20 protein-coding genes and 1 tRNA gene are annotated in these 21,488 nt (G+C 41.1%); 12 read left to right on the top strand and 9 right to left on the bottom strand.

Annotated features, from left to right (window positions below):
• Window positions 1-4: 4 nt before the first annotated feature.
• Window positions 5-1,996, bottom strand: coding sequence for an ATP-dependent zinc metalloprotease FtsH (gene ftsH, locus PGR74_RS08475; RefSeq protein ID WP_041502017.1), 1,992 nt, complete (start codon window positions 1,994-1,996; stop codon window positions 5-7).
• On the bottom strand, window positions 1,980-2,363 hold the full coding sequence (rsfS, locus tag PGR74_RS08480; RefSeq protein WP_041502016.1) for a ribosome silencing factor: 384 nt from the start codon (window positions 2,361-2,363) through the stop codon (window positions 1,980-1,982). The genes ftsH and rsfS overlap by 17 nt, the downstream gene beginning before the upstream one ends.
• 326 nt (window positions 2,364-2,689) lie before the next feature.
• Here rsfS and PGR74_RS08485 point away from each other — a divergent pair, with 326 nt between their 5' ends.
• The 5 genes from PGR74_RS08485 to miaA are packed head-to-tail and all read left to right on the top strand — an operon-like array spanning window position 2,690 to window position 5,976.
• Window positions 2,690-3,781: a pyridoxal-phosphate-dependent aminotransferase family protein gene (locus PGR74_RS08485; RefSeq protein ID WP_041505421.1), complete on the top strand. Its 1,092-nt coding sequence runs from the start codon at window positions 2,690-2,692 to the stop codon at window positions 3,779-3,781.
• A gap of 25 nt (window positions 3,782-3,806) precedes the next feature.
• Window positions 3,807-4,097 (top strand): DUF2752 domain-containing protein, encoded by a 291-nt coding sequence (locus tag PGR74_RS08490; protein WP_041502013.1) that lies wholly within the window; start codon window positions 3,807-3,809, stop codon window positions 4,095-4,097.
• Between the two features lie 11 nt (window positions 4,098-4,108).
• Window positions 4,109-4,435 carry a CCC motif membrane protein gene (locus PGR74_RS08495; RefSeq protein ID WP_052634323.1) on the top strand — a complete coding sequence of 109 codons (327 nt, stop codon included), beginning with the start codon at window positions 4,109-4,111 and terminating at the stop codon, window positions 4,433-4,435.
• A 17-nt stretch (window positions 4,436-4,452) separates the two neighbouring features.
• Entirely contained in the window at window positions 4,453-5,058 is a 606-nt protein-coding gene (locus PGR74_RS08500) for an IS1096 element passenger TnpR family protein (RefSeq protein ID WP_041502012.1), read from the top strand.
• A gap of 12 nt (window positions 5,059-5,070) precedes the next feature.
• Window positions 5,071-5,976: a tRNA (adenosine(37)-N6)-dimethylallyltransferase MiaA gene (gene miaA, locus PGR74_RS08505; RefSeq protein ID WP_270516910.1), complete on the top strand. Its 906-nt coding sequence runs from the start codon at window positions 5,071-5,073 to the stop codon at window positions 5,974-5,976.
• 130 nt (window positions 5,977-6,106) lie between these two features.
• On the opposite strand, the gene PGR74_RS08510 is transcribed toward miaA, so the two are convergent.
• Window positions 6,107-7,087: a DMT family transporter gene (locus PGR74_RS08510; protein ID WP_270516911.1), complete on the bottom strand. Its 981-nt coding sequence runs from the start codon at window positions 7,085-7,087 to the stop codon at window positions 6,107-6,109.
• Window positions 7,088-7,284: 197 nt separating this feature from the next.
• Here PGR74_RS08510 and PGR74_RS08515 point away from each other — a divergent pair, with 197 nt between their 5' ends.
• Together PGR74_RS08515 and rd are read left to right on the top strand one after the other, a co-directional pair.
• Window positions 7,285-8,652 (top strand): aldehyde dehydrogenase, encoded by a 1,368-nt coding sequence (locus tag PGR74_RS08515; RefSeq protein ID WP_082027559.1) that lies wholly within the window; start codon window positions 7,285-7,287, stop codon window positions 8,650-8,652.
• 51 nt (window positions 8,653-8,703) lie between these two features.
• Window positions 8,704-8,868, top strand: coding sequence for a rubredoxin (gene rd / locus PGR74_RS08520; RefSeq protein WP_070807446.1), 165 nt, complete (start codon window positions 8,704-8,706; stop codon window positions 8,866-8,868).
• A gap of 186 nt (window positions 8,869-9,054) precedes the next feature.
• On the opposite strand, the gene PGR74_RS08525 is transcribed toward rd, so the two are convergent.
• The gene (locus tag PGR74_RS08525; protein ID WP_041502009.1) at window positions 9,055-10,665 is read right to left on the bottom strand and encodes a fumarate hydratase; all 1,611 of its coding nucleotides are present in this window, start codon (window positions 10,663-10,665) and stop codon (window positions 9,055-9,057) included.
• A 244-nt stretch (window positions 10,666-10,909) separates the two neighbouring features.
• Here PGR74_RS08525 and PGR74_RS08530 point away from each other — a divergent pair, with 244 nt between their 5' ends.
• Complete coding sequence (locus PGR74_RS08530) at window positions 10,910-12,157, top strand: M48 family metallopeptidase (protein WP_041502008.1); 1,248 nt, start codon at window positions 10,910-10,912, stop codon at window positions 12,155-12,157.
• Between the two features lie 48 nt (window positions 12,158-12,205).
• A complete protein-coding gene (locus PGR74_RS08535; RefSeq protein ID WP_270516912.1) occupies window positions 12,206-13,438 on the top strand; it encodes a competence/damage-inducible protein A in 1,233 nt (410 codons plus the stop codon).
• A 50-nt stretch (window positions 13,439-13,488) separates the two neighbouring features.
• On the opposite strand, the gene PGR74_RS08540 is transcribed toward PGR74_RS08535, so the two are convergent.
• Window positions 13,489-14,031: a Crp/Fnr family transcriptional regulator gene (locus PGR74_RS08540; protein WP_041502006.1), complete on the bottom strand. Its 543-nt coding sequence runs from the start codon at window positions 14,029-14,031 to the stop codon at window positions 13,489-13,491.
• 109 nt (window positions 14,032-14,140) lie between these two features.
• Here PGR74_RS08540 and PGR74_RS08545 point away from each other — a divergent pair, with 109 nt between their 5' ends.
• Window positions 14,141-14,461: a DMT family transporter gene (locus PGR74_RS08545; RefSeq protein WP_041502005.1), complete on the top strand. Its 321-nt coding sequence runs from the start codon at window positions 14,141-14,143 to the stop codon at window positions 14,459-14,461.
• Window positions 14,462-14,572: 111 nt separating this feature from the next.
• Here the strand turns inward: PGR74_RS08545 and tpx are convergent, their stop codons facing one another.
• Window positions 14,573-15,073 carry a thiol peroxidase gene (gene tpx / locus PGR74_RS08550; RefSeq protein WP_270516913.1) on the bottom strand — a complete coding sequence of 167 codons (501 nt, stop codon included), beginning with the start codon at window positions 15,071-15,073 and terminating at the stop codon, window positions 14,573-14,575.
• Window positions 15,074-15,295: 222 nt separating this feature from the next.
• Between tpx and PGR74_RS08555 the strand changes: the two genes are divergently transcribed.
• Window positions 15,296-15,369, top strand: a tRNA-Arg gene (locus PGR74_RS08555).
• 57 nt (window positions 15,370-15,426) lie between these two features.
• Here PGR74_RS08555 and PGR74_RS08560 read toward each other — a convergent pair.
• A complete protein-coding gene (locus tag PGR74_RS08560; RefSeq protein WP_041502003.1) occupies window positions 15,427-16,041 on the bottom strand; it encodes a flavodoxin family protein in 615 nt (204 codons plus the stop codon).
• 382 nt (window positions 16,042-16,423) lie between these two features.
• Here PGR74_RS08560 and PGR74_RS08565 point away from each other — a divergent pair, with 382 nt between their 5' ends.
• Window positions 16,424-17,770, top strand: a complete 1,347-nt coding sequence (locus tag PGR74_RS08565) for an MATE family efflux transporter (RefSeq protein WP_041505426.1) — start codon at window positions 16,424-16,426, stop codon at window positions 17,768-17,770.
• A 38-nt stretch (window positions 17,771-17,808) separates the two neighbouring features.
• Here the strand turns inward: PGR74_RS08565 and PGR74_RS08570 are convergent, their stop codons facing one another.
• Both PGR74_RS08570 and PGR74_RS08575 read right to left on the bottom strand, forming a co-directional pair.
• Window positions 17,809-18,039, bottom strand: a complete 231-nt coding sequence (locus PGR74_RS08570; protein ID WP_041502001.1) for a hypothetical protein — start codon at window positions 18,037-18,039, stop codon at window positions 17,809-17,811.
• A gap of 41 nt (window positions 18,040-18,080) precedes the next feature.
• Entirely contained in the window at window positions 18,081-21,227 is a 3,147-nt protein-coding gene (locus PGR74_RS08575; protein WP_394341856.1) for a response regulator, read from the bottom strand.
• Window positions 21,228-21,488: the final 261 nt, after the last annotated feature.

Consider the following 21,488-nt stretch of genomic DNA (forward strand, 5'->3'; position numbering starts at 1 on the left):
AAATTTAGTCTATGTTGTCATTAGGGTCTTCTTGCGGCTTCACCTCTTCCTCCTCGTCAGACCAAGGACGTTTTCCTAAAATATTTTCCAAATCATCGCTGAAAATTACTTCCCTTTCGATTAATAGTTCCGCTACTTGTTTATGTTGCTCCTGATGTTGCTTAAGTAACTGTTTTGCGCGTTCGTAGGCAGCACTGACCATCTCCTTCACTTCGGCATCGATAAGTTCTGCCGTCTTTTCTGAATAGGGTTTTGTAAAGCTGAAATCGCTTTGTCCCGTGGAGTCGTAAAAACTTAAAGTCCCGATCTTGTCGCTCATACCGTAGATGGATACCATCGCGTATGCTTGTTTGGTAGCCCTTTCTAAGTCATTTTGAGCTCCTGTCGAAACTTGCCCGAAAACGAGTTCTTCCGCAGCCCTTCCTCCCAGTACGGAACACATTTGATCTAACAACTGCTCTTTCGTGGTAATTTGTCTTTCCTGGGGTAAATACCAGGCAGCTCCTAAGGCCTTGCCCCTCGGGACAATGGTCACTTTTAAAAGGGGATGAGCATGCTGTAATAGCCAAGAAACGGTAGCATGACCGGCTTCATGGTAAGCAATCGCTTTCTTTTCGCTGACTTTTATTACTTTGCTCCGGTTCTCAAGGCCACCTACGATTCGGTCGATGGCATCCAGGAAATCTTGTTTTTCCACGGCGGATTTATCTTTTCTGGCTGCGATAAGAGCGGCTTCATTAGCCACATTGGCGATATCTGCGCCTGAGAATCCCGGGGTTTGTTTAGCCAAAAAAGAGTAATCCACATTATCAGCCAATTTCAAAGGTTTCAAATGAACTTTAAATATCTCTTCCCGGTCTTTTAGTTCCGGTAGGTCAACGTATATCTGACGATCGAAACGTCCGGCTCTCAAAAGGGCACTGTCCAAAATATCGGCTCGATTTGTTGCGGCGATGATGATGACTCCCGAGTTGGTTTCGAAACCGTCCATTTCCGTCAACAGTTGGTTCAGTGTATTTTCTCGTTCGTCGTTTGAACCCATGTTGGGATTTTTACCCCGGGCACGTCCGATAGCGTCGATCTCGTCGATAAAGACAATGCAAGGAGCTTTTTCTTTAGCTTGTTTAAACAAATCCCGAACGCGGGAAGCTCCGACGCCGACAAACATCTCTACGAAATCGGAACCCGACATGGAGAAGAAAGGTACGTTTGCTTCTCCGGCCATAGCTTTTGCCATCAACGTTTTACCTGTTCCCGGAGGACCGACCAACAAAGCTCCCTTGGGTATTTTCCCTCCTAATTTCGTGTATTTGTCCGGACTCTTCAAAAACGAGACGATCTCTTCAACCTCCTGTTTAGCTTCCGCTAATCCGGCCACGTCCTTAAAGGTTACTTTCACGTTGGATTCTTTGTCGAAAAGTTTCGCCTTTGATTTTCCCACGTTGAAAATTCCTCCGCCTCCTCCGCCTCCGGCGTTTTTGCTCATCCTCCGGAAGAAGAAAATCCAAATAAAGATTAAGATAGCCAGAGGGAAAATAATGGATATGACATCACTCCACCAGTTGTATTCTTGTTTATAGTCAATGGTAACATCCGTGGCTCCGGGGATCTCTTTGCGAGCTTCCTCCATGTTTTTTTCAAAGGTTTCAGTCGAACCTATTGAAAAATAAAATTGGGGACCGTTTTCATTGTTTTTGAATCCTTTGGAAACTAATTTACTGTAATTTTCAATCTTGTCAGGTTGCAAGTATACGTTTACCCGTCCCGTGTTGGTGATCACCACGAATTCCTTAACATCCCCTTTTTCCAACATTTGAGTTTTGACCTCTTGCCAAGTCGTCCTTTCCGGGCTGGTAGGCATGCTGAGGAAGTTGAAACCGATAATGATGGCGGCGATTATAATATACATCCAATATCCGCTGAATTTGGATCCTTTATTGTTTTTTCCTCCTACGGGAGGAAAGTTGAAGCCTTCATTTTTATTGTTTTCTGCCATAATTTATTGTTAAATTCTCTTCTAATCTTGTTATTTTTGCGTCCACCCAAAAGTCCTCCAGTTGGTAATAGTCCCGCTGCTCTTTTTGAAAAATATGCACCACGACATCCCCGTAATCCAGTACGATCCATTGGGCTTGATCTTCTCCTTCTTTATGTATGGGTGTTTCTTTCAGTTCCTCTCGAACCGAATCGTGAACATAGTCCGCTAAACTCGCGACATGAGAGTTTGACGTTCCATGACATATTACGAAGAAACTACAAAAACAGTTTTCTATTTTTCTCAGATCAATTTTAACGATATCGACACCCTTATGATCATCCAGTGTTTTTATTACATTCTCCACAATTTTTTCTGCTCCACTCATTCTAAAAATAGTTTTAAAATCCAGTACAAATATACATTTTTATTTAAACTTAAAAGGTTTTGGAAGGACTCTTCTTGATTTCTATCAAAAAATGTACCTAAAATCATTTCCTTATTTATTCTGACGATTTGACAGTAAAATAAGTTATAGAAAATGGGGTTGAAAATAATATACAAATTGTTAAAGTTTTTGGAGAGAAGCCGTGTATTTAACAAATCTTATTTATAGTTTTGCAAACCTGAATAGAGAAAATAGGTGAACTTATTTTCTCACATTCTTTAAGAATGACTCGAAATATTGTTCGTTTTAAGTTTAAATGAAAAGAAATGGAGAAATATCTTATACCATTAGTGCCGGGGCCGGTTTCAGTTCCTAAAGAAGTTTTGAATGTTGCGACCTTTAATTACGGTTCAGCCGATTTGGAACCGGAATTCTTGACCATGTACCGGGAAACGGAAAGATTACTGCAGAAAATGATGAATACGAAAAATCATGTCGTCATTCAAACGGGAGAAGGTATGCTGGCTTTGTGGACAGCATTGAAAAGTACTTTAGTGTCAAGAGATCGGGTATTGGTTATTTCTACGGGTATCTTTGGTTATGGTTTTGGAGAAATGGCGGAATCCATTGGTTGTGAAGTAAAAACATTGGCTTTCGGATTCGATGAAACGATAACGGATTTTGATTTGATTGAAAAGGCAATAAAAGATTTTCAGCCTAAGATGATCACTTTGGTGCAAAATGAAACTCCGAGCGGAACGATGAATCCGGTCAAAGAGATTGGCGATTTGAAGGTGAAATACGATGTCCCGTTGTTGTGTGTTGATATCGTATCCGGATTGGGGGGATCTTGTATTGACGTTGACGGTTGGAACGTGGACTTGGCGTTGGGCGGTTCACAGAAATGCTTATCTGCACCGGCGAATATGGCATTTCTCTCCGTGAGCGAAAAAGCGTGGGAAATTGTCAAAGAAGTCGCTTATCCCGGATACGAGGCCTTATTGCCTTTTCTGAAGGCAGTTGAAACGGGGTATTTTCCTTATACGCCTTATTGGCATGGTATTGCACAGTTGCGTAAGGCATGCGAACTAATATTTGAGGAGGGGCTGGAAAATTGTATTAATCGTCATCATACGGTGGCGGAATATTGTCGGGGACGGATTAAGGAGATGGGGTTGAAGCTTTATCCGCTCGAAGATGCGATTTGTTCTCCTACGGTTACGGCCGTTTATGTTCCTGAACATATGACGTGGGAAAAATTGGATAGCGAATTGCGTTTACAGAATATGGTCGTGGGTGGAAATTACAGTTGTTTGGCCGGCAAAGTATTTCGTATAGGACATATGGGATCTCAGGCTAATATGAATTTGGTGAAAGAGGCTATGGACATACTGGAGACGGTTATCCACAATATATAATATCGGCCTTTGAAGCGAGTTTGTAATGACGGAGTGGTTTGAAGTACATCAATTGTCATGCTGGATAAAGACATTATGCGGCATAGATTGTCCCGGATGTGGTTTTCAGACGGCTATGTTGTTACTGATGAAAGGAGAGGTATCGGAGTCGGTCGTAACCTATCCGGCGTTACTTCCGTTTATGTGGTTTATCTTGCTGATTATAGGAAGAATAGTAGGAATAAAGAAAATTGAGACAAGCATATTAAAAATTAGCGGGTTTGCTTGTTTGATTATAATTTTAATATCATATTTGTTTAAATTAATGTCTATCTAAAATACAAACGAATGGAAGTAGAAGAATTGAAAAAAATGAATTTGCCTAACGCGACGGCAATATTGGTTTTGGGGATTTTATCACTTATATTCTGTTGGATGTGCTACGGGAGTATAATCGGGGTCATACTGGGTATTATTGCTATCGTTTTGGCTTCAGAACCTCGTAAGATGTATCTGCAAAACCCGCAACTTTATACGGAAAGTTCTTATAAAAATTTGAATGCAGGAAGAGTATGTGCTATCATAGGGCTTTGTATCTCTCTTGCTATGGTTGTGTTAATAATTCTAATGGTGTTGGGAATAGCCGCAATAGGCTTGGGTTCTTCAATGATGTAGGATAAATGAAATAGAATATGGATTACAGATTTGAAATCAGCTTACCGAATAGTTCGGATTTTAGATGTGAAATCGCAATTGGTGGAGACCAAACGTTTCAACAGTTTCATGATAAAATCGTGGATGTATTGAATTACGACAATTCACAAATGGCTTCTTTTTTTACGATTGACAAAATGGGGAATCGGGGGAAAGAGATAGCGCTAATGGATATGGCGACGGATGAAGAAGAGAGTGATACCTTAGTGATGGATAGTACGAAAATCAGTGATATTATAAAGCCGGGTTGTTTAGAGTTGGAGTATGTTTTTGATTTTTTTACGAATCGTTATTTCAGGGTGGAGTATGCCGGGGAATATGTTCGTGATTCTTCCGATGTTATGCCCGTGTGCGTGTTCTGTGACGGGGATATTCCGGAACAATTTTCTTTTGATGAAGGTAATGATAATTGGGAGTTCGATAAGCCGGAGGAGGAGTTTGACGATGAATATGACGATAGCTTCATGGAAGAGTTCGGGAACGATAGTTACGGGGATGAGGACCGGGAAGATCGGGGATACGACGAGGAGGATTTTCGGGAAGATCGTTACGAGAGTCTGGATGATTATATTGACAGGCTTTAATTGTTTCATCGGATGAAGAAAACGTTGTTAGTGTTACTCGGACCGACCGGGGTGGGAAAAACCGATCTGAGTATAGAGCTGGCGACTTATTTTCAAACGGCTATTATTTCGTGTGATTCCCGGCAATTATTTAGGGAGATGCATATTGGAACTGCCGTGCCCGATCAAGAGCAATTGGCGGCGGTTCCTCATTTTTTTGTCCAGTCTGTTTCTGTAAAAGATTATTTTAATTGTTGGGAATTCGAACAACAGGCTTTGTGCCGGATAAAAGAGCTTTTCTTGGAGAGAGACGTTGTTGTTATGACAGGGGGCTCTATGATGTATATCGATGCTGTGTGCCAGGGAATAGATGAGATTCCTGATGTGGACCCGGAGGTGCGGCAATCGGTTATGCAGATGTTTCAGGAAAAGGGACTGGAATTTATGCGACTCTTGTTGAAAAGATTGGATCCCGTTTTTTACGGTATGGTCGATCTGAAAAATGCAAAGCGGGTGATGCATGCCGTCGAGATCTGTTTGACGACGGGCAAGTCTTATTCTTCGTTACGTACCGGAATTCGGAAAGAACGGGATTTCTCCATTATAAAGATAGGACTAAATAGGGATAAGGATGAATTATATGCCCGCATTAATGCCCGGGTCGACGAAATGTTTAGACAGGGCTTGGAAGAGGAGGCTCGCTCGTTGTATCCTTTAAGGCACTTAAATGCGTTGAATACGGTAGGATACAAAGAGTTATTTGATTTTTTCGATGGAAAAACCGATCGGGGAGAAGCCGTTCGTCTGATCAAACGGAATACTCGTCGTTATGCCAAAAAACAATTGTCTTGGTTTCGCCGGGATACAAGCATCACTTGGTTTCATCCCTCCCAAAAACAGGAGATACTTGATTTTATTGTAAATCACTTCATCACGTAATCTCAGAATCTTTTATTTGTAAATTGATTCGTATTTAAGGTCTGATCTTGTCGTTTTTAAATTGGAAATTAAAAATTCGAGATCGTCGATGAGCACTTCTTTTATTTTGCTATCGTCGTTATACAGTTTTTCAATTTGTCATATATTGCTTTTGATCCCGTTTGGGGGGCATGATCAGGATTAAAAATGATCCGAAAATAATGACCCCGGCCAAAATAAAATCCTTTGTGTTTAAATCCGGACGCATGGCGAAATAATAAATAGTGGCCCAAACTTCTAAACCATAGGTGAGCATGGGCTGAAAAGCTCTGAAAGTCATAAAGGTTTCGGCCGTTGCGGATTGTAGGGTTGCATAGTATAAGTAAGTGGAAAGTGATGTGATTAGAAGGCCGGTGAGACATGCGCTTATGAGGCCTGCCGGATTAATGATATCTTTTATTTTGGGCAGGTAAAGAGTAGATAAGGGGAGGTCTATTAAATCTTTCGCGAAGAAATGCTCGAATAAAGCGATTCCGCTTAATATGCAAATAACCGAAAATCCGCCCCAAAACATCGTATAACCGGATATACTGCATTTTTGACGTGTGGTCGTGTTGGGACTCATGATGGTCGTCTTTTCTACGATTACAGCCCGGATACAACTGGCAAAAGCTGCCAAAACAACAAGTATTGCTATTTTTCCTCGAATGGCTTCGGGAAGAGACAGGAGAAAAAGAACGATTCCGGTGAGGATAACCAGCATGCCGATGATATCGCAGCCATGAGGTTTGCGTTTGAATAAAAGATAGGTCAAAATGGTCGTGATAATTACTTCCAAATTGATCAGCAGGCTGGTTTCGGTACTGCTGATATATAGATAAATGGCTGCTAAAAAGAAATTCCGGAAAATTTGTAGCCAAGTGTACAACCAAGAGTATTTGACTCCGGATTTCCAATTTTGCGTGGTGACCGGTTCCCGGATAATAAGTAATGCTACTCCCCCGGAAAATATTTGTAGTGATGTAAACACAAGTATGTTAATATCATAGTTTAGCAGGCAATACCGGGTGATGACACTATTGACGGACCAGGTAATTACGCTTAGTAAAGCGAACAAAGCTCCTATTTTCATGGATTATTCATTAATTCTCAATTAAGTGTAAAGGGCTTTTACATTCAAAACTCTTTATCTATTTTTAACTGTAACGATAACGCGTGGAAAAAGTTTTTTGTTGTCAAAGTAAAAAAACAGGGTATTTTATGTAAAAAAACTTTTGAAATCATATCTTTGTTAAATAAGATCCGTATAATTTAAAGACGAAATCAGTTATGATGACAGAAGAACGGATTCAAATAGAGAGTAAGAGGGCATATTATGCAACCGGTGTCACGCGTGATCTTAATTTCAGGGTAGAGGCGTTACGACGCTTGAAGAAAATGATCATAGAAAATGAGCATGAGATAAGCCGCGCCTTGTGGAACGATTTACATAAATCGGAAGGAGAGGGTTATCTTACGGAAACCGGAATTGTTTTAAATGAAATCCGAGATTGTATAAGGAATTTACGTCGATGGAGCAGAGAGCGGAAGGTAAGCACTCCATTGTTTTTATTTCCTTCGCGGGGTAGAATACTGTTTGAACCTTACGGAATCGTATTGATTATTGCCCCATGGAATTATCCGTTTCAGTTGTTGATGATGCCTTTGATCGGGGCTATTGCTGCCGGAAATGTGGCGGTATTAAAACCTTCGCCTTATGCTCCTGCCGTCTCGAAAGTGATTTCTCGGATTCTAAACGGGGTATTTCGACAGGAATACGTTTCTGTATTTAATGGAGGGGAGGAAGAGGTGGAAGCTTTGTTGAAAGAACGTTTCGACTATATTTTTTTTACGGGTGGGATTCGTTTTGGACAAAAAGTGATGGAAGCTGCTGCAAAGCAATTAATTCCTGTTACGCTGGAGTTAGGGGGAAAGAGTCCTTGTATTGTAGGAGAAGGATGTAATATGAGATTAACGGCTCGCCGGATTGCCTGGGGAAAATTTTTGAATGCGGGACAAACCTGTGTTGCTCCGGATTATGTATTGATCCCCAGTCATTTGAAAAATGAGTTTATAACACAAATGAAATCGGCTGTTTTCTCTTTTTGGGGAGAAGAACCGAAAAATAGTCCGGACTACGGTAGAATAGTACATGAAGCCGGGACAAAGAGATTGATTAATTTGATGCACTCTTCGGGAAAAGTTATACACGGAGGAGAATATAGTATAGTTGATAGGTATATTGCCCCGACATTATTAGATGAGATAGAGCCGGATAGTCCGATTATGCAGGAAGAGATATTCGGTCCTTTATTGCCGATTATCGGATACGAACATATAAGAGAGGCCATTGAATTTGTCAACAAGCGGGATAAGCCTTTGGCTTTGTATTATTTTGGTAATGTAAAGGAAGGAAAACAGGTAGTGGGTTCGACATCTTCCGGGGGTGGATGTATTAACGATACGATTATGCATTTGGCTAATGCTCGTTTACCTTTCGGTGGAGTCGGGAGAAGCGGAATGGGAAAATATCACGGGAAAGCCAGTTTTGAATTATTCAGTAATCGTCGGGCAATCCTACGTTCTTTTTCCTGGATGGATATCCCTTTACGCTATCCGCCGTATAAAGTGAATTGGATAAAAAAATTTTTAAATTAGCAAACGGATAGTTAACTATCCATAGTAGAAACCTTATAAAAGAAAAGCGTTATGAAAAAGTACATTTGCACTGTATGCAGTTACATTTACGATCCTGCGGAAGGGGATCCGGATAGTGGTATAGCACCCGGAACGGCATTTGAAGATCTTCCCGATGATTGGGTTTGTCCTTTATGCGGGGTAGGCAAGGAAGATTTTGAGCCTGTGGAAGAATAAAGAGATTTTTATCTTGTGTAATTCTCACCTTAGCTTTCAAAAGCTTTGGTGAGATTTTTTTAAGAACAACTGAAAACAAAAGAAGGTAAGCGAAATAATAAAAATGCTGTTCGGTGATAGAACAGCATTTTTATCTATAAGCTTTAGATTGTAAGTGGTATTCTCTAATCACCTAATCTACAATTGTCAATGTGACCACTCTGCGAAAAAATCATTTCCTTTGTCGTCTACAATGATGAAGGCAGGGAAGTTTTCCACCCGGATTTTGCGAACGGCTTCCATGCCGAGTTCTTCAAAATCGACGATTTCGACGGATTTGATGCTCTCTTTTGCTAAAATGGCCGCCGGGCCGCCGATGGAACCGAGGTAGAAACCTCCGTGCTTCTTACAGGCGTCAGTGACGGCTTGTGAACGATTTCCTTTGGCAACCATGATCATAGAGGCTCCGTGGTCTTGGAACAGATCCACATAAGGGTCCATGCGGCCTGCCGTGGTAGGTCCGAAACTACCGGAAGCCATTCCTTTGGGAGTTTTAGCCGGTCCCGCGTAGTAGATCGGGTGTTTTTTGAAATATTCGGGCATGGGTTTGCCCTCATCGATCATTGCTTTGATACGGGCATGGGCGATATCGCGTGCCACGATCAGGGTTCCGGATAGGTTTAGACGGGTTTTAATCGGGTATTTGCTAAGCTCTTTTAAAATATTTTCCATCGGCTGATCCAAATCGATGTTTACCGCGGGGGCCAGATGGGGGGCTTCAGCCGGTAAGAAACGGGCTGGATTTTTTTCCAGTTGTTCCAGGAAAATACCCTCTTCCGTAATTTTAGCCTTGATATTCCGGTCTGCACTGCAACTTACTCCGATACCCACGGGACAGGATGCGGCATGGCGGGGAAGACGGATTACCCGTACGTCGTGTACCCAATATTTTCCGCCGAATTGAGCACCGATACCCATATCCTGACATATTTTCTGGATTTTGGCTTCCCATTCCAAATCTCGGAAGGCCTGACCTCCCTCGTTTCCTTGTGTCGGAAGATTATCGTAATATCCGGCAGATGCTTTTTTCACCGTGGCAAGGCAAGCCTCGGCAGAAGTTCCGCCGATGACAACAGCAAGGTGGTAAGGAGGACATGCCGATGTTCCCAAGTCTTTTACCTTTTCCTTGATGAACGTGGTCAGTGTCTCTTCATTCAATAGAGCTTTCGTCTGTTGGTACAGGAACGTTTTGTTGGCAGATCCCCCTCCTTTGGTTATAAACAGAAATTCGTATTTATTGCCTTGCGTGGAGTAGATGTCGATTTGTGCCGGTAAATTAGTACCGGTATTTTTTTCTTCGGTCATCGTGAAGGGAACCACTTGAGAATAGCGTAGGTTCCTGTCCCTGTATGTTTCAAATACCCCTTTGCTGATAGCTTCGGCATCGTTACACCCGGTCCATACGTTTTCTCCTTTTTTACCGATAGCGATGGCTGTTCCCGTATCTTGACAAGTCGGAAGTTCTCCTTCCGCCGAAACGACCTGATTCAATAGCATCGTGTGGGCTACGAATTTATCATTGTCGGTAGCTTCCGGGTCTTTTAGGATATCGGCTAATTTTTGTAAATGAGAAGCACGTAAGTAAAAAGAGACGTCGGCATAGGCTTCGCGGGCCAACAGTTCCAAGCCCTCTTTTTCAATTTTTAATATTTTTCGTCCTTCTACCTCTACGGTTTTTACGTAATTTTTGGTTAACAGACGGTATTCCGTGCAATCTTTTTGTATTGGAAACGGTTCTTGATACTTGAAATCTGCCATGATCGTTTATGGTTTAAAGTGTTTTTGTATTTTAGATTTCCATAACGGAAAAATTTCTCTAATTCGGCAACGAAATTAAAATTAATAAACGAGAAGTCCAACTGTTTCCCGGATAAAATGAACGAAAAAGAGTTTTCGTCCGATGGTTTAAATAAGATCTCGTAAGGGAGGGGTAAAACTGAAATCCCGGATAATAAATCGGGTTATTTTGTATACCTTTGTCTATCGATTAAAATACAAGGATATGACGTCTGATTTGATATTTTTAATAATTGTACTTTTTCTTTGTTTTGATTTTGTGTGGGAGAGAGGGTTGGAATACCTGAATCTGAAACATATGTCTCCTTGTTTGCCAAAAGCTTTGATCGGAATATACAACGAAACGGAATACCGTTCTTTTCAGGATTATAAACGGCAGAACGGCCGGCTGGATTTCTGGAGTTCGGTATTCGATTTTGTAGTTATGATCTCTTTTTTGGTATTAGGCGGTTTCGGGTGGTATAACGGTTGGGTAGTATCCCTGACGGGGAGCGTCATAGGACAGACGGCTATATTTATATTGGGAGTGTCTTTGGTAGCCTCGGTATTGGATATTCCTTTTGATTATTATGCAACCTTCAAGATCGAAGAGAAATATGGTTTTAATACTTCTACAAAAACTCTTTTTTGGACGGATAAATTAAAAGGAATATGTATTTCACTGTTAATGGGAGGAGTCGTGTTGGTTTTGATTACCTGGTTCTACACGTGGGCCGGAGTATATTTCTGGTTGTATGCCTGGGGGGGTATTACTCTCTTCTCTTTATTTATGTCTTTGTTTTATTCTCAGTTAATTGTTCCGTTGTTTAATAAACAAACTCCGTTGGAAGAGGGAGGCTTGCGGGATAAGATCCAATCGTATGCTGAAAGGGTAGGGTTTAAATTGGATAATATTTACGTGATCGACGGATCGAAACGTTCCACGAAAGCCAATGCCTATTTTACAGGTGTCGGTCCCAAAAAAAGGGTCGTTTTGTATGATACGTTGATCAAAGAATTGACAGAAGAAGAGATCGTGGCCGTGTTGGCTCATGAGATAGGACATTATAAAAAGAGACATACCTTAAAGGGTATGTTCGTATCCGTTTTGGAGATGGGAGTTATGCTGGGACTTTTTTCTTTTTTCGTGAATAATACTTCTTTGTCCCTGGCCCTTGGGGGAGACCGGGCTTATTTTCAATTAGGGTTAGTCGCATTTGCTATTCTCTATTCTCCAATCAGCACGGTTTTAGGGATTGCCATGAATAGCTGGTCGCGTAAGAACGAGTACGAGGCGGATGCTTATGCTGCCGTAAGTTATAATGGAAATGAATTGATTTCCGGTTTAAAGAAAATATCGGTGAAAGCGTTGAGTAATTTGACACCTCATCCGTTATACGAATTTGTCTATTATTCGCATCCCTCGCTTTTAAAAAGGATTGATGCGATTTCAAAAATAAACGATAATGTATAATATAAACAGAACGGATAAGGTCCGATTTGTTTTCAAATTTCAAATCATATGGATGCAATTGTTATTACTATCGGGGATGAGATTTTGTTGGGACAGATATTAGATACCAATTCGCAATATATTGCGAAACAGTTGACCCGTCTTGGAGCGGAGGTGGTGGATATATTGTCTGTTCCCGATCAGGGGGATAAGATCAGGGAATGGATCGATTACGCGATGCGGCATGCAGAGTTAGTCGTCGTTACAGGCGGACTGGGGCCGACGAAAGATGATGTTACCAAAAAGGTGTTGGCAGAGTATTTCGATACGCGTCTGGTGTTGAATGAAGAGGTTTACTCCTGGATCGAGAAATTATTGCGAAACGGGGGGATGAGGATGAATGAAAATAATAGAGGGCAGGCTTTTTTGCCCGAAAATTGTAAAATATTGCTTAATCATAAGGGGACCGCTTCCGGGATGTGGTTTGAGCGGGACCGCAAAGTTTTGATCTCGTTGCCTGGAGTTCCTTTTGAAATGGAGGACCTGATGACCCGTACTGTTATTCCGGAATTGAGGAAAAGGTATCCTCATTTAATGCTGGAATACAGAATGCTGAAGGTGTACGATATTCCGGAATCGGAGCTGGCGATTCGTTTGGAAAGCTGGGAGGAAAAGTTGCCGAAAGGGTTGGGATTAGCTTATTTACCCTCTCCCGGCTTTATTAAATTGCGTTTGACGGCCAAGGGAGAGGGAGTATATAATCTGGATCTTTTTTTTGAGACTTTAAAAGAGGTGTTACAAGGATTACGCTTTACGATCGGAGAAGAAGATTGTATGGAGAGAGAGTTGGGAGAATTACTGTTAATAAAGGGAAAGACTATTGCTACCGCGGAAAGTTGTACGGGAGGAAATATAGCCCAACAGATTACGTCAGTTGCCGGAGCGTTGGCTTATTTTAAAGGGTGCGTTGTAGCTTATGCCAACGAGGTAAAGGAGCGGGTGTTAGGAGTCGATCCTCATACTATTGATGCTTACGGGGCTGTTAGCGAACAGGTCGTGGTGCAGATGGCGGAAGGCGTACGTCGTCTTATGGAAACGGATTATGCCGTTTCTACTTCGGGAATAGCCGGTCCGACCGGAGGAACTCCGGAAAAACCGGTAGGTACGGTCTGGATCGGATTAGCGACTCCGGAAAAAACGATTGCACGGAAGTATACCTTTTCCTTTACCCGTGAACGGAATATCGGAAAAGCGACGATGAAAGCGATAGAAATGGTTGTTGAAGAGATAAGGAACAGATAAGAAAAGCGGTGAATAAATCACCGCTTTTCTAAGGCTTCAGGTTGATTGAATCAGAATTTCTTAGCGCGTATTCGGCTTAGATGTTCGGATGTTATACCTAAATAAGAGGCAATATGTCGTAATTGTACCCGTTGTAATATTTCAGGTTTTTCATGTAAAAGTTGCGAGTAGCGATCTGATGCGGGTTGAGATAAAATGGAAATGAGATGGTGTTCTGTACGAACAAACTCTTTTTCGATCAACTGGCGTGCCCAGTTACACATTTCAATATCTGATTGATACAGCTTAGCTAACGAAATCAGATTTATTTTAAATAAAACGGAATCTTCTAATAGTTCCATTGTCTCGTATCCGCTTTTTCCGTCCACGTACCCGTTGGCAGACAGAATTATATCGTGTTCTTGCCCGAACCAGATCGTAATTTCTTTCCCGTCAGCTTCAATAAAAGCTCTTGCAATACCTTGTCGTATGATGTATATGTTGCGTTCTACCCTGTTGCTATTGAATAGGATATATCCTTTGGGGTGGGAAATCTCTTCTCCTATAAGCTTGAGCTTATCTTCTATGGCCTTGGAAAATGAGTTTATGTTCATGTACGACCGTTTTGTATTGCAAATATAACTGTTTTATATTTAATTGATTTTTATCAATTCCTTTCCTCCGTTAATCCAGTAACTTTGCTGAAATATTAATGGGTCGGATATGGCATGGATGTTATTATTAGTAGCCGGACTATTAGAAATAGGATGGCCTTTGGGATTTAAATTAGCGAGTACGTATGAAAAATATTTCTGTTTTTTCATCGCTTTCTCTGTTATTTCGATGGGAGCGAGCGGATTTTTTCTCTATCTGGCACAAAAGACAATTCCTATAGGTACTGCTTATGTGATCTGGACGGGGATTGGTGCTGTGGGGACCATCGTTATGGGGATCCTCTTTTTTCAGGATGCCGTAAATTTACTCAGGCTTCTGTTTGTATCATTGATACTGATAGGGGTTATAGGATTAAAAACAGTGCATTGATTATACATATGCTTCCGTTTACTCGTTTTTTTTTGTTTCGATATGTCGAAAATGAATGCGGGACATGTGAATGATTCGCAGGTCCCGCATGTCAGTATTTTTTTTCGAAATTTATTTTAAACTTGCCAATGCCTTATCGTAATTGGGTTCCTGAGCGATTTCGGGTACTAACTCTTCGTATATGATTTTTCCGTTTTCATCGATGATTACTACTGCGCGGGCTAAGAGACCGGCCAAAGGGCCATCGGTCATTTCAACTCCGTATTTGTTACCGAAGCAACAATTTCTGAATGCAGAAAGCGGAATAACCTTATCGATACCTTCCGTCGTGCAGAAACGGGCGTGAGCAAACGGAAGGTCTTTAGAAATCGCCAAAACGACGGTGTTGTTCATTTCGGCTGCCAATTTGTTAAAGGTGCGGACAGAGGTGGCGCATACGCTTGTATCCAAACTGGGGAATATATTCAATACGATCCGTTTGCCTTTTAAACTATCTGAAGAAAGTTCCGATAGATCCGTTTTAACCAATGAAAATTCAGGAGCGACCGTACCTACTGCGGGTAGGTTTCCTTTCGTGTTGATACTGTGTCCTTGTAATGTTATTTTTGCCATTGTTTTTGATTTTAATATGTCATTAATATGTATTCAAATGTACTGCTTTTATTTCTTTTTTGCAAAATCACAATTATTTCTAATATTACGTTTCGAACCATTAATAGGTTAGTAAATAAAGGATTATTTTGCATCTATTATTTTTTATGAAAAAGCATTCGGCAAAATTTGTATTTATCTTGAAAACCCCTATATTTGCACCGTCAAAATAGAAACGACAACGGTTCGGTAGCTCAGCTGGATAGAGCAACGGCCTTCTAAGCCGTAGGTCTTGGGTTCGAATCCCAACCGGATCACATTATACGATCGACCCCTTGTAAACTTTTTGTTTACAAGGGGTCGATCGTATTGTTTTATCGTATAAAATTGGTCATTATCGCGGGTTCTTTTTTCGGTATCTCCTGTTTCCCGTTTTCAATACTTTTAAGTAGCCAGGCCATGTTATTTCCCAGTGTCCTCATGGTTTGCAGACCTTCCGCATCCAGAGAGGCTTCTCCGGGCAACATACCATGAACGCTATTCCAATATTGAGAAGAGACTACAGGCATATTGTTTATAGTGAAGTATTTATTTAAACGGTCATAGGTGGCGCTTGCTCCTCCGCGACGGCAGACTGCGACGGAGGCAGAGGGTTTGTATTGCAACAGATCGCCGCAAGAATAGAACAAGCGGTCTAATAGGGCGCATAAAGAACCGTTAGGGCCGGCATAGTAGGTTGGAGATCCGATAACGATTCCGTCTGCTTCTCCGAGTTTTGCCCTAATACTGTTATACAGTTCATCTTTGAATACGCATCTGCCTAATTCCTTACATTTATTGCAGGCAATGCAACCTTGTACGGCTTTGGTTCCGATGGAAACGATTTCCGTTTCGATGTCAGCCGCTTTTAAGGCGGAAGCGACCTCGGATAATGCGATAAAGGTATTCCCGTTCTTTTTTGGACTACCGTTAATCAATAATACTTTCATGTTATTTCTATATTTTGTTTTTTGTTTCTTATTACGCTAATTGATACCTGTTGGTTCCTTGTCTTTTGTTGTAAAGATAGAGTGTGGCAGGTAATATTACAAGTACGATTTACTTTTATATGCTTACCTGCTTATTGAGGCTCTCTTTTTACGGGTATAAGATAACTTTTTCTGTATGGAAGTGGATGGAAATATTTCAAAATATTGGACAATCGGAGAAAACTCTTACCTTTGCATCCGATATAAAACCAAAGAGAGTTTTGTAATCCTCATCGGAGGGCATAATAGAATGCCGGATAAGGTGACTGGGTAAAACCAATCGACTTATCCGGTATTTTTATGTGCTCCGGGCGGGTAGACAGTAACTAAAGTCAATAGAAGTATGGAAAGAGATGCTATGAATTTGGAGACATTGAAAATTTCGACATTATTCGGCAGGTTGTTTATACCTACCTTATTGGGGATGCTCAGTATGTCGGCGGTTACTGTTGCAGATGGAATTTTTGTTGGGCAAGGCGTGGGGAGTGACGGAATCGCTGCTGTCAATATTTGTATACCCATGTTGATGCTTTTTACGGGGGTAGGTCTTATGGCAGGGGTCGGAAGTTCGGTTGTTGCTTCCATTCATTTGTCGAAAGGCAAAGTGAAGGCAGCCCGATTGAATGTAACCCAAGCCCTGTTATTCGTAACGATCGCTACCTTGGTGCCTTCCGTGCTGATCCTGATTTTTCCGCGACAAACAGCTTATTTGCTCGGTTCGTCCGACCATTTGTTGCCGATGGTGACGGATTATTTGTTATGGTTCGTCCCGTCGTTGGTTTTTCAAATGTGGATAGCTGTTTCTTTGTTTGTTATCCGGCTGGACGGAGCTCCTGAATTAGCCATGTGGTGTAGTGTCATCTCGGCTTTGGTTAATGTCGTTTTGGACTGGTTATTCATCTTTCCTTTGGGATGGGGAGTAATGGGAGCCGCTTTTGCCACGGCAATAAGCATCACGGTAGGCGGTCTTATAGCGATCTCTTATTTACTGTTTTTTGCACGTCATTTACGGTTGTATCCTGTCAAACGAAGTCGTAAAAGTTTACGGCTCTCTTTGCGGAACATCGGTTATCAATGCCGTATCGGTTTTTCCTCTTTATTGGGAGAAGCAACCTTGGCAATGCTTATGTTTACGGGGAATCAGGTATTTATGCATTATTTGGGGGACGATGGAGTAGGGGCATTCGGCATTGCCTGTTATTATGCTCCTTTCGTGTTTATGGTTGGTAATGCTATTGCCCAATCGGCGCAACCTATCATCAGTTATAATTTTGGTATGGGGAATGTGGGGCGGGTTGTATTGGCCGGGAAAATTTCTCTTGTCACGGCGGTTGTCTGTGGCTTGATAGTTATGTGCGTGTTTATATTTTACCCGCACGTGTTGGTCGGATTTTTTCTTAATTCCGATAATGCGGCTGCCCGTATTGCCATGGAAGGGTTTCCGTATTTCGCCATGGGATTTATATGTTTTATTGTCAATTTGGCTTCGATCGGTTATTATCAGAGTCTCGAGAGAGTGAAACCCGCAACCTTGTTCGCTTTGTTACGCGGTTTTGTATTTCTTGTCCTGAGTTTTATATTTTTGCCGGAGTGGATGGGTATTGTCGGAATCTGGTTATCTATGCCGTTGTCGGAGGCGTTAACGACTGTTATTATTATAGGGTATTACTTGTTTCGTAAACCTGATTGAATGGATCGTTTGTAAAGAATAGACTTAACGTGGATGTATTATTTTTTGGGTAAATATCTTCTGGAGATTTGATTTGCCCAACTGACAGCCAGTATATAAGCGATGCCTGTCCCGACGATAAATTCGATAATGAATAAAAAAAGGTATGACCAGGATAGTTTCATCTCTCCGTATTCATTCCACAGGAGTAATATACACATCATCGGTAGCGTATATTGGAAAAATATTTGCCGGGTGAGTTTCTGCGGTATTTTGTTTTTCTTTTTCATTCTGTTCGTTTTAGGATACGGTGTTAAAAAATATCGGGTATCTATAAAAATATGATTCTCTCCTGTAAAATGCTTGTTAATTGTGATTTCAACTGTTTGGCATTAATCGGTTTTGCCATATAGCCGTCGAAACCGTTCGACATGATCTTTTGTTCGTCGGAAGCGTAAGCAAAAGCGGTCACCGCAATGATCGGAACTTGTGTGGATAATTTACGGATTTCGCGTGTCGCATCGTAACCGTTCATTTCAGGCATGTTAATGTCCATGAGGATGATGTTAGGATGGTGTTTTTTGAATAGTTCCACTGCTTCTTTGCCGTTCCAAGCATGGACGATATGGTATTCGGACCGGAGGATCGATTCGAAAAGCTTGTAATTGCTCGGATCATCCTCCGCAACCATGATTGTCAATTTACTCTTTTCTATTTTTACAGGCTCTACTGTTTGTTCCTGTTTCTTATTTATCGTTACCGGATGGTAGGGAACGGTAAACCAAAACTTGGAGCCTTTTCCTTCTTCCGATTCAACACCGATAGTTCCTCCCATATGCTGAACGATGACCTGACAAATGGACAGCCCGAGTCCCGTTCCCTGGGCAAAGGTGTTGAGTTTTACGAAACGGTCGAATATTTTTTCTTTTTGTTCCTTGGCGATTCCGCAGCCCGTGTCCGATACATAAAAATAGAGAAACTTATCCTGAATTTCGTAGCCGAATCGAATACTTCCCGCAGTGGTAAATTTGATGGCATTCGCGAGTAAATTCGTCAATACTTGGGTGAGCCTGTTTTTTTCCGTGTTGATTTCACACGCGGGCAATCCCGGTTCGAACTGCAATTTAACGGCTTCCGGGTTTATTTTGGAAAATTGAGTTTGTTCCAAGGTGCCCATGAGTGTGTTTAACTCGATATCCGAATAGATAAAATCTAATGTCCCGGCCTCGATCTTGGAAAGATCGAGAATGTCGCTGATCAGTTGCAGTAACAATTCATTGTTGTTTTCTATGATATTGACGTATTCCTGTTTCTCCTTTTCTTCTTCAAGGGTTGCCAATATACCGGAAAAACCGACGATAGCATTCAGAGGTGTACGGATCTCGTGGCTCATGTTTGCCAGAAATGCTGACTTCAGACGATTGGATTCTTCGGCCCGGTCTTTTGCGGATATCAGCTCTTGCTCCATTTTTTTGCGTTCTGTGATCACGAGTGAAGAGCCCACTAATGTTAAGGGTGCTCCTTTTTCATCCCTGGAATCCACGGTCGCTTGTGCTTCGACCCAGTCGATTCGATGCCCGTTATGGTCGGAAGTTACCACCCGGTACTCTTCTTTGATCTTGTCAATTTTCCCTTCAATCAGAGATTGATAGGTTTTTTTGACTCTTTCGCGGTCTTCTTTAATGATTTTGGAAAAATATTGAGAATCCGGTACGGATAGATGATCTTCGTTGATATTATGCTTTACGTTGCTTAACTCTATGGGACGATTCACATCGCAGAGTATGGTTTTTTTACGTAGGTTCCATTTCCATGGAACGATATTGGCTACTTCCAAAGCCATTGCCAGCTTATGGTTCGTTGATCTGATTTTTTCTTGAGCCTGATGGAGTTCCGTGCTGTCCAGGCAAAAAATATCGATGGTATCCGGCTTGTTGGAGTAACTTATAACCACGTCATAGAAAATGCCGATTCTCTCGAAATAATAGGGGAACGTGATGGTTCTTCTTTCTGTTATCGCTATTTTAAAGAACGGTATAAACGTGGCGAGGGACTCGGGGAACAGTTCGCTGACTTTTTTGCCGATAATGCTTTTTTTATCTCCGAAACTTTTTTCGAAAAATCGATTTACTTCAACAAAGACGGAATCGACCGGGTTGTTTTCCTCGTCTAAAATGATCTTCTCTTTCATGTAAAGAATTGGCATGTTATTGAAGAGATTCAGATAATCGGAGGCGTATTCGATCTCTTTTTGCTGCATCTCTTTTAATCTGTTCAGGACGATAATACGACCTTGTTGGATTAAAAACAATAAAATAATAACGAGGAATACGATTATTCCGATCAGGAGGTATTTGTATTGTTCCCAAAAAGTTACCGGTTTGTTATAAAACACGCTGTCGGGAGGACAAATGTCGGGAGATATGCCTTTCAGGAGTAACGTGTTGTAATTGAACGTAGGGGCTGCTTTTACCGGGTAATAAAAGGGAATGTCTTTCGGTTGTGTACCCGTTAGGACTTCGGATATCGTTTTTATCAATTTGTTTTCAAAATCAGTGTCGTCATACATATACCCTCCGATCATTCCCCCGTGTTTCATGAAGGCGTTTCTCAAAGTAAAAATGGGAACGGAAGAGTTGGATATGATTTGAAAGGAGTTAATCATTAAGAGAGTTCTTCTGTTAAATTGCTGAGCATGGAACCAGGAAGAGAATAAGACTCCCGTGGTCGCTTTGTCTACCAGTTTTAAGGTGTCGAGAAGTTGATTTATGCTTGTTTCTTCGGCATATATGGTTTTGTATTCTACGCGGGGATAATGTTTTTTTAATATTTCGGATATTTCCCATTGAATTTGTTGATTGACATACCTTTTGTCCATGAGAATCAATAGCTTCTGCATATCTGGAAGCATTTCATTCATTAAATCAATATTTTCTTTGGGATATAGTCTTGAATAGAGTAACGTGAGGTTATATTCGCCGGCTAATGAGGCGAGAGAAACTCTGTCTTCGGGTTTAATAATGGTCTTGTTCAAATAATTTTCCGGTGTTCCAAGGTAGTCCTGTTCCGCACAAACGATAAGGGGGATATCTCTCCATTTATTTCGGATTTCGTCTTTCAGGAGTAAAGCAAAATTCCCTACCACGACTAAAAGTTTGGGACGTTTTTCCGAATATTCGGAAAAAAGAAGTTCTGTAAATTCGTTTAATTCCTCCTGCTTGTTGACAACAAACATATTCATGTGTTCGATGTATATATCCAACTTTTGATTCTTGGAAGCCATTCGTATGATGGGATCAATGATAGAGGAACTCCACGGGGTCGTTTCCGTGTAACTGTTAATAATCAGGATATAATCGTTTTGGGATGGGGTGTTTTTTTGAGCGAAAGAAGTAGAGGTATACATACAAAGTATGAAAATGCAGAAAAACGGTTTATTCATAAATACGCTCCGAAAAATAGAATTGATTTTAATCATACCACACACAAATAATAAGTATTGATTTTATAGTTTTATAACACAAAAGTACTAATTTGTATTGAAAAAGAAACTATTTAATTAATTTGTTGTCTATTTTTGATCTCTCTTTTCAATGGGGATGAGTATAAGGTGTAAATAATTGTTTTATAGATAGATGTATTTCGTGTGATTTGTTTTTATATTTTTAGAATATTCTTGTAAAACTACCCGTTACCCGTCTCTTTTTTTATAATTTTGTAGATAAAAATGTTGAAGATA

The organism is Sanguibacteroides sp. AM78-02pH3A (assembly GCF_027666085.1).
GTDB lineage: Bacteria > Bacteroidota > Bacteroidia > Bacteroidales > Marinifilaceae > Gabonibacter > Gabonibacter massiliensis.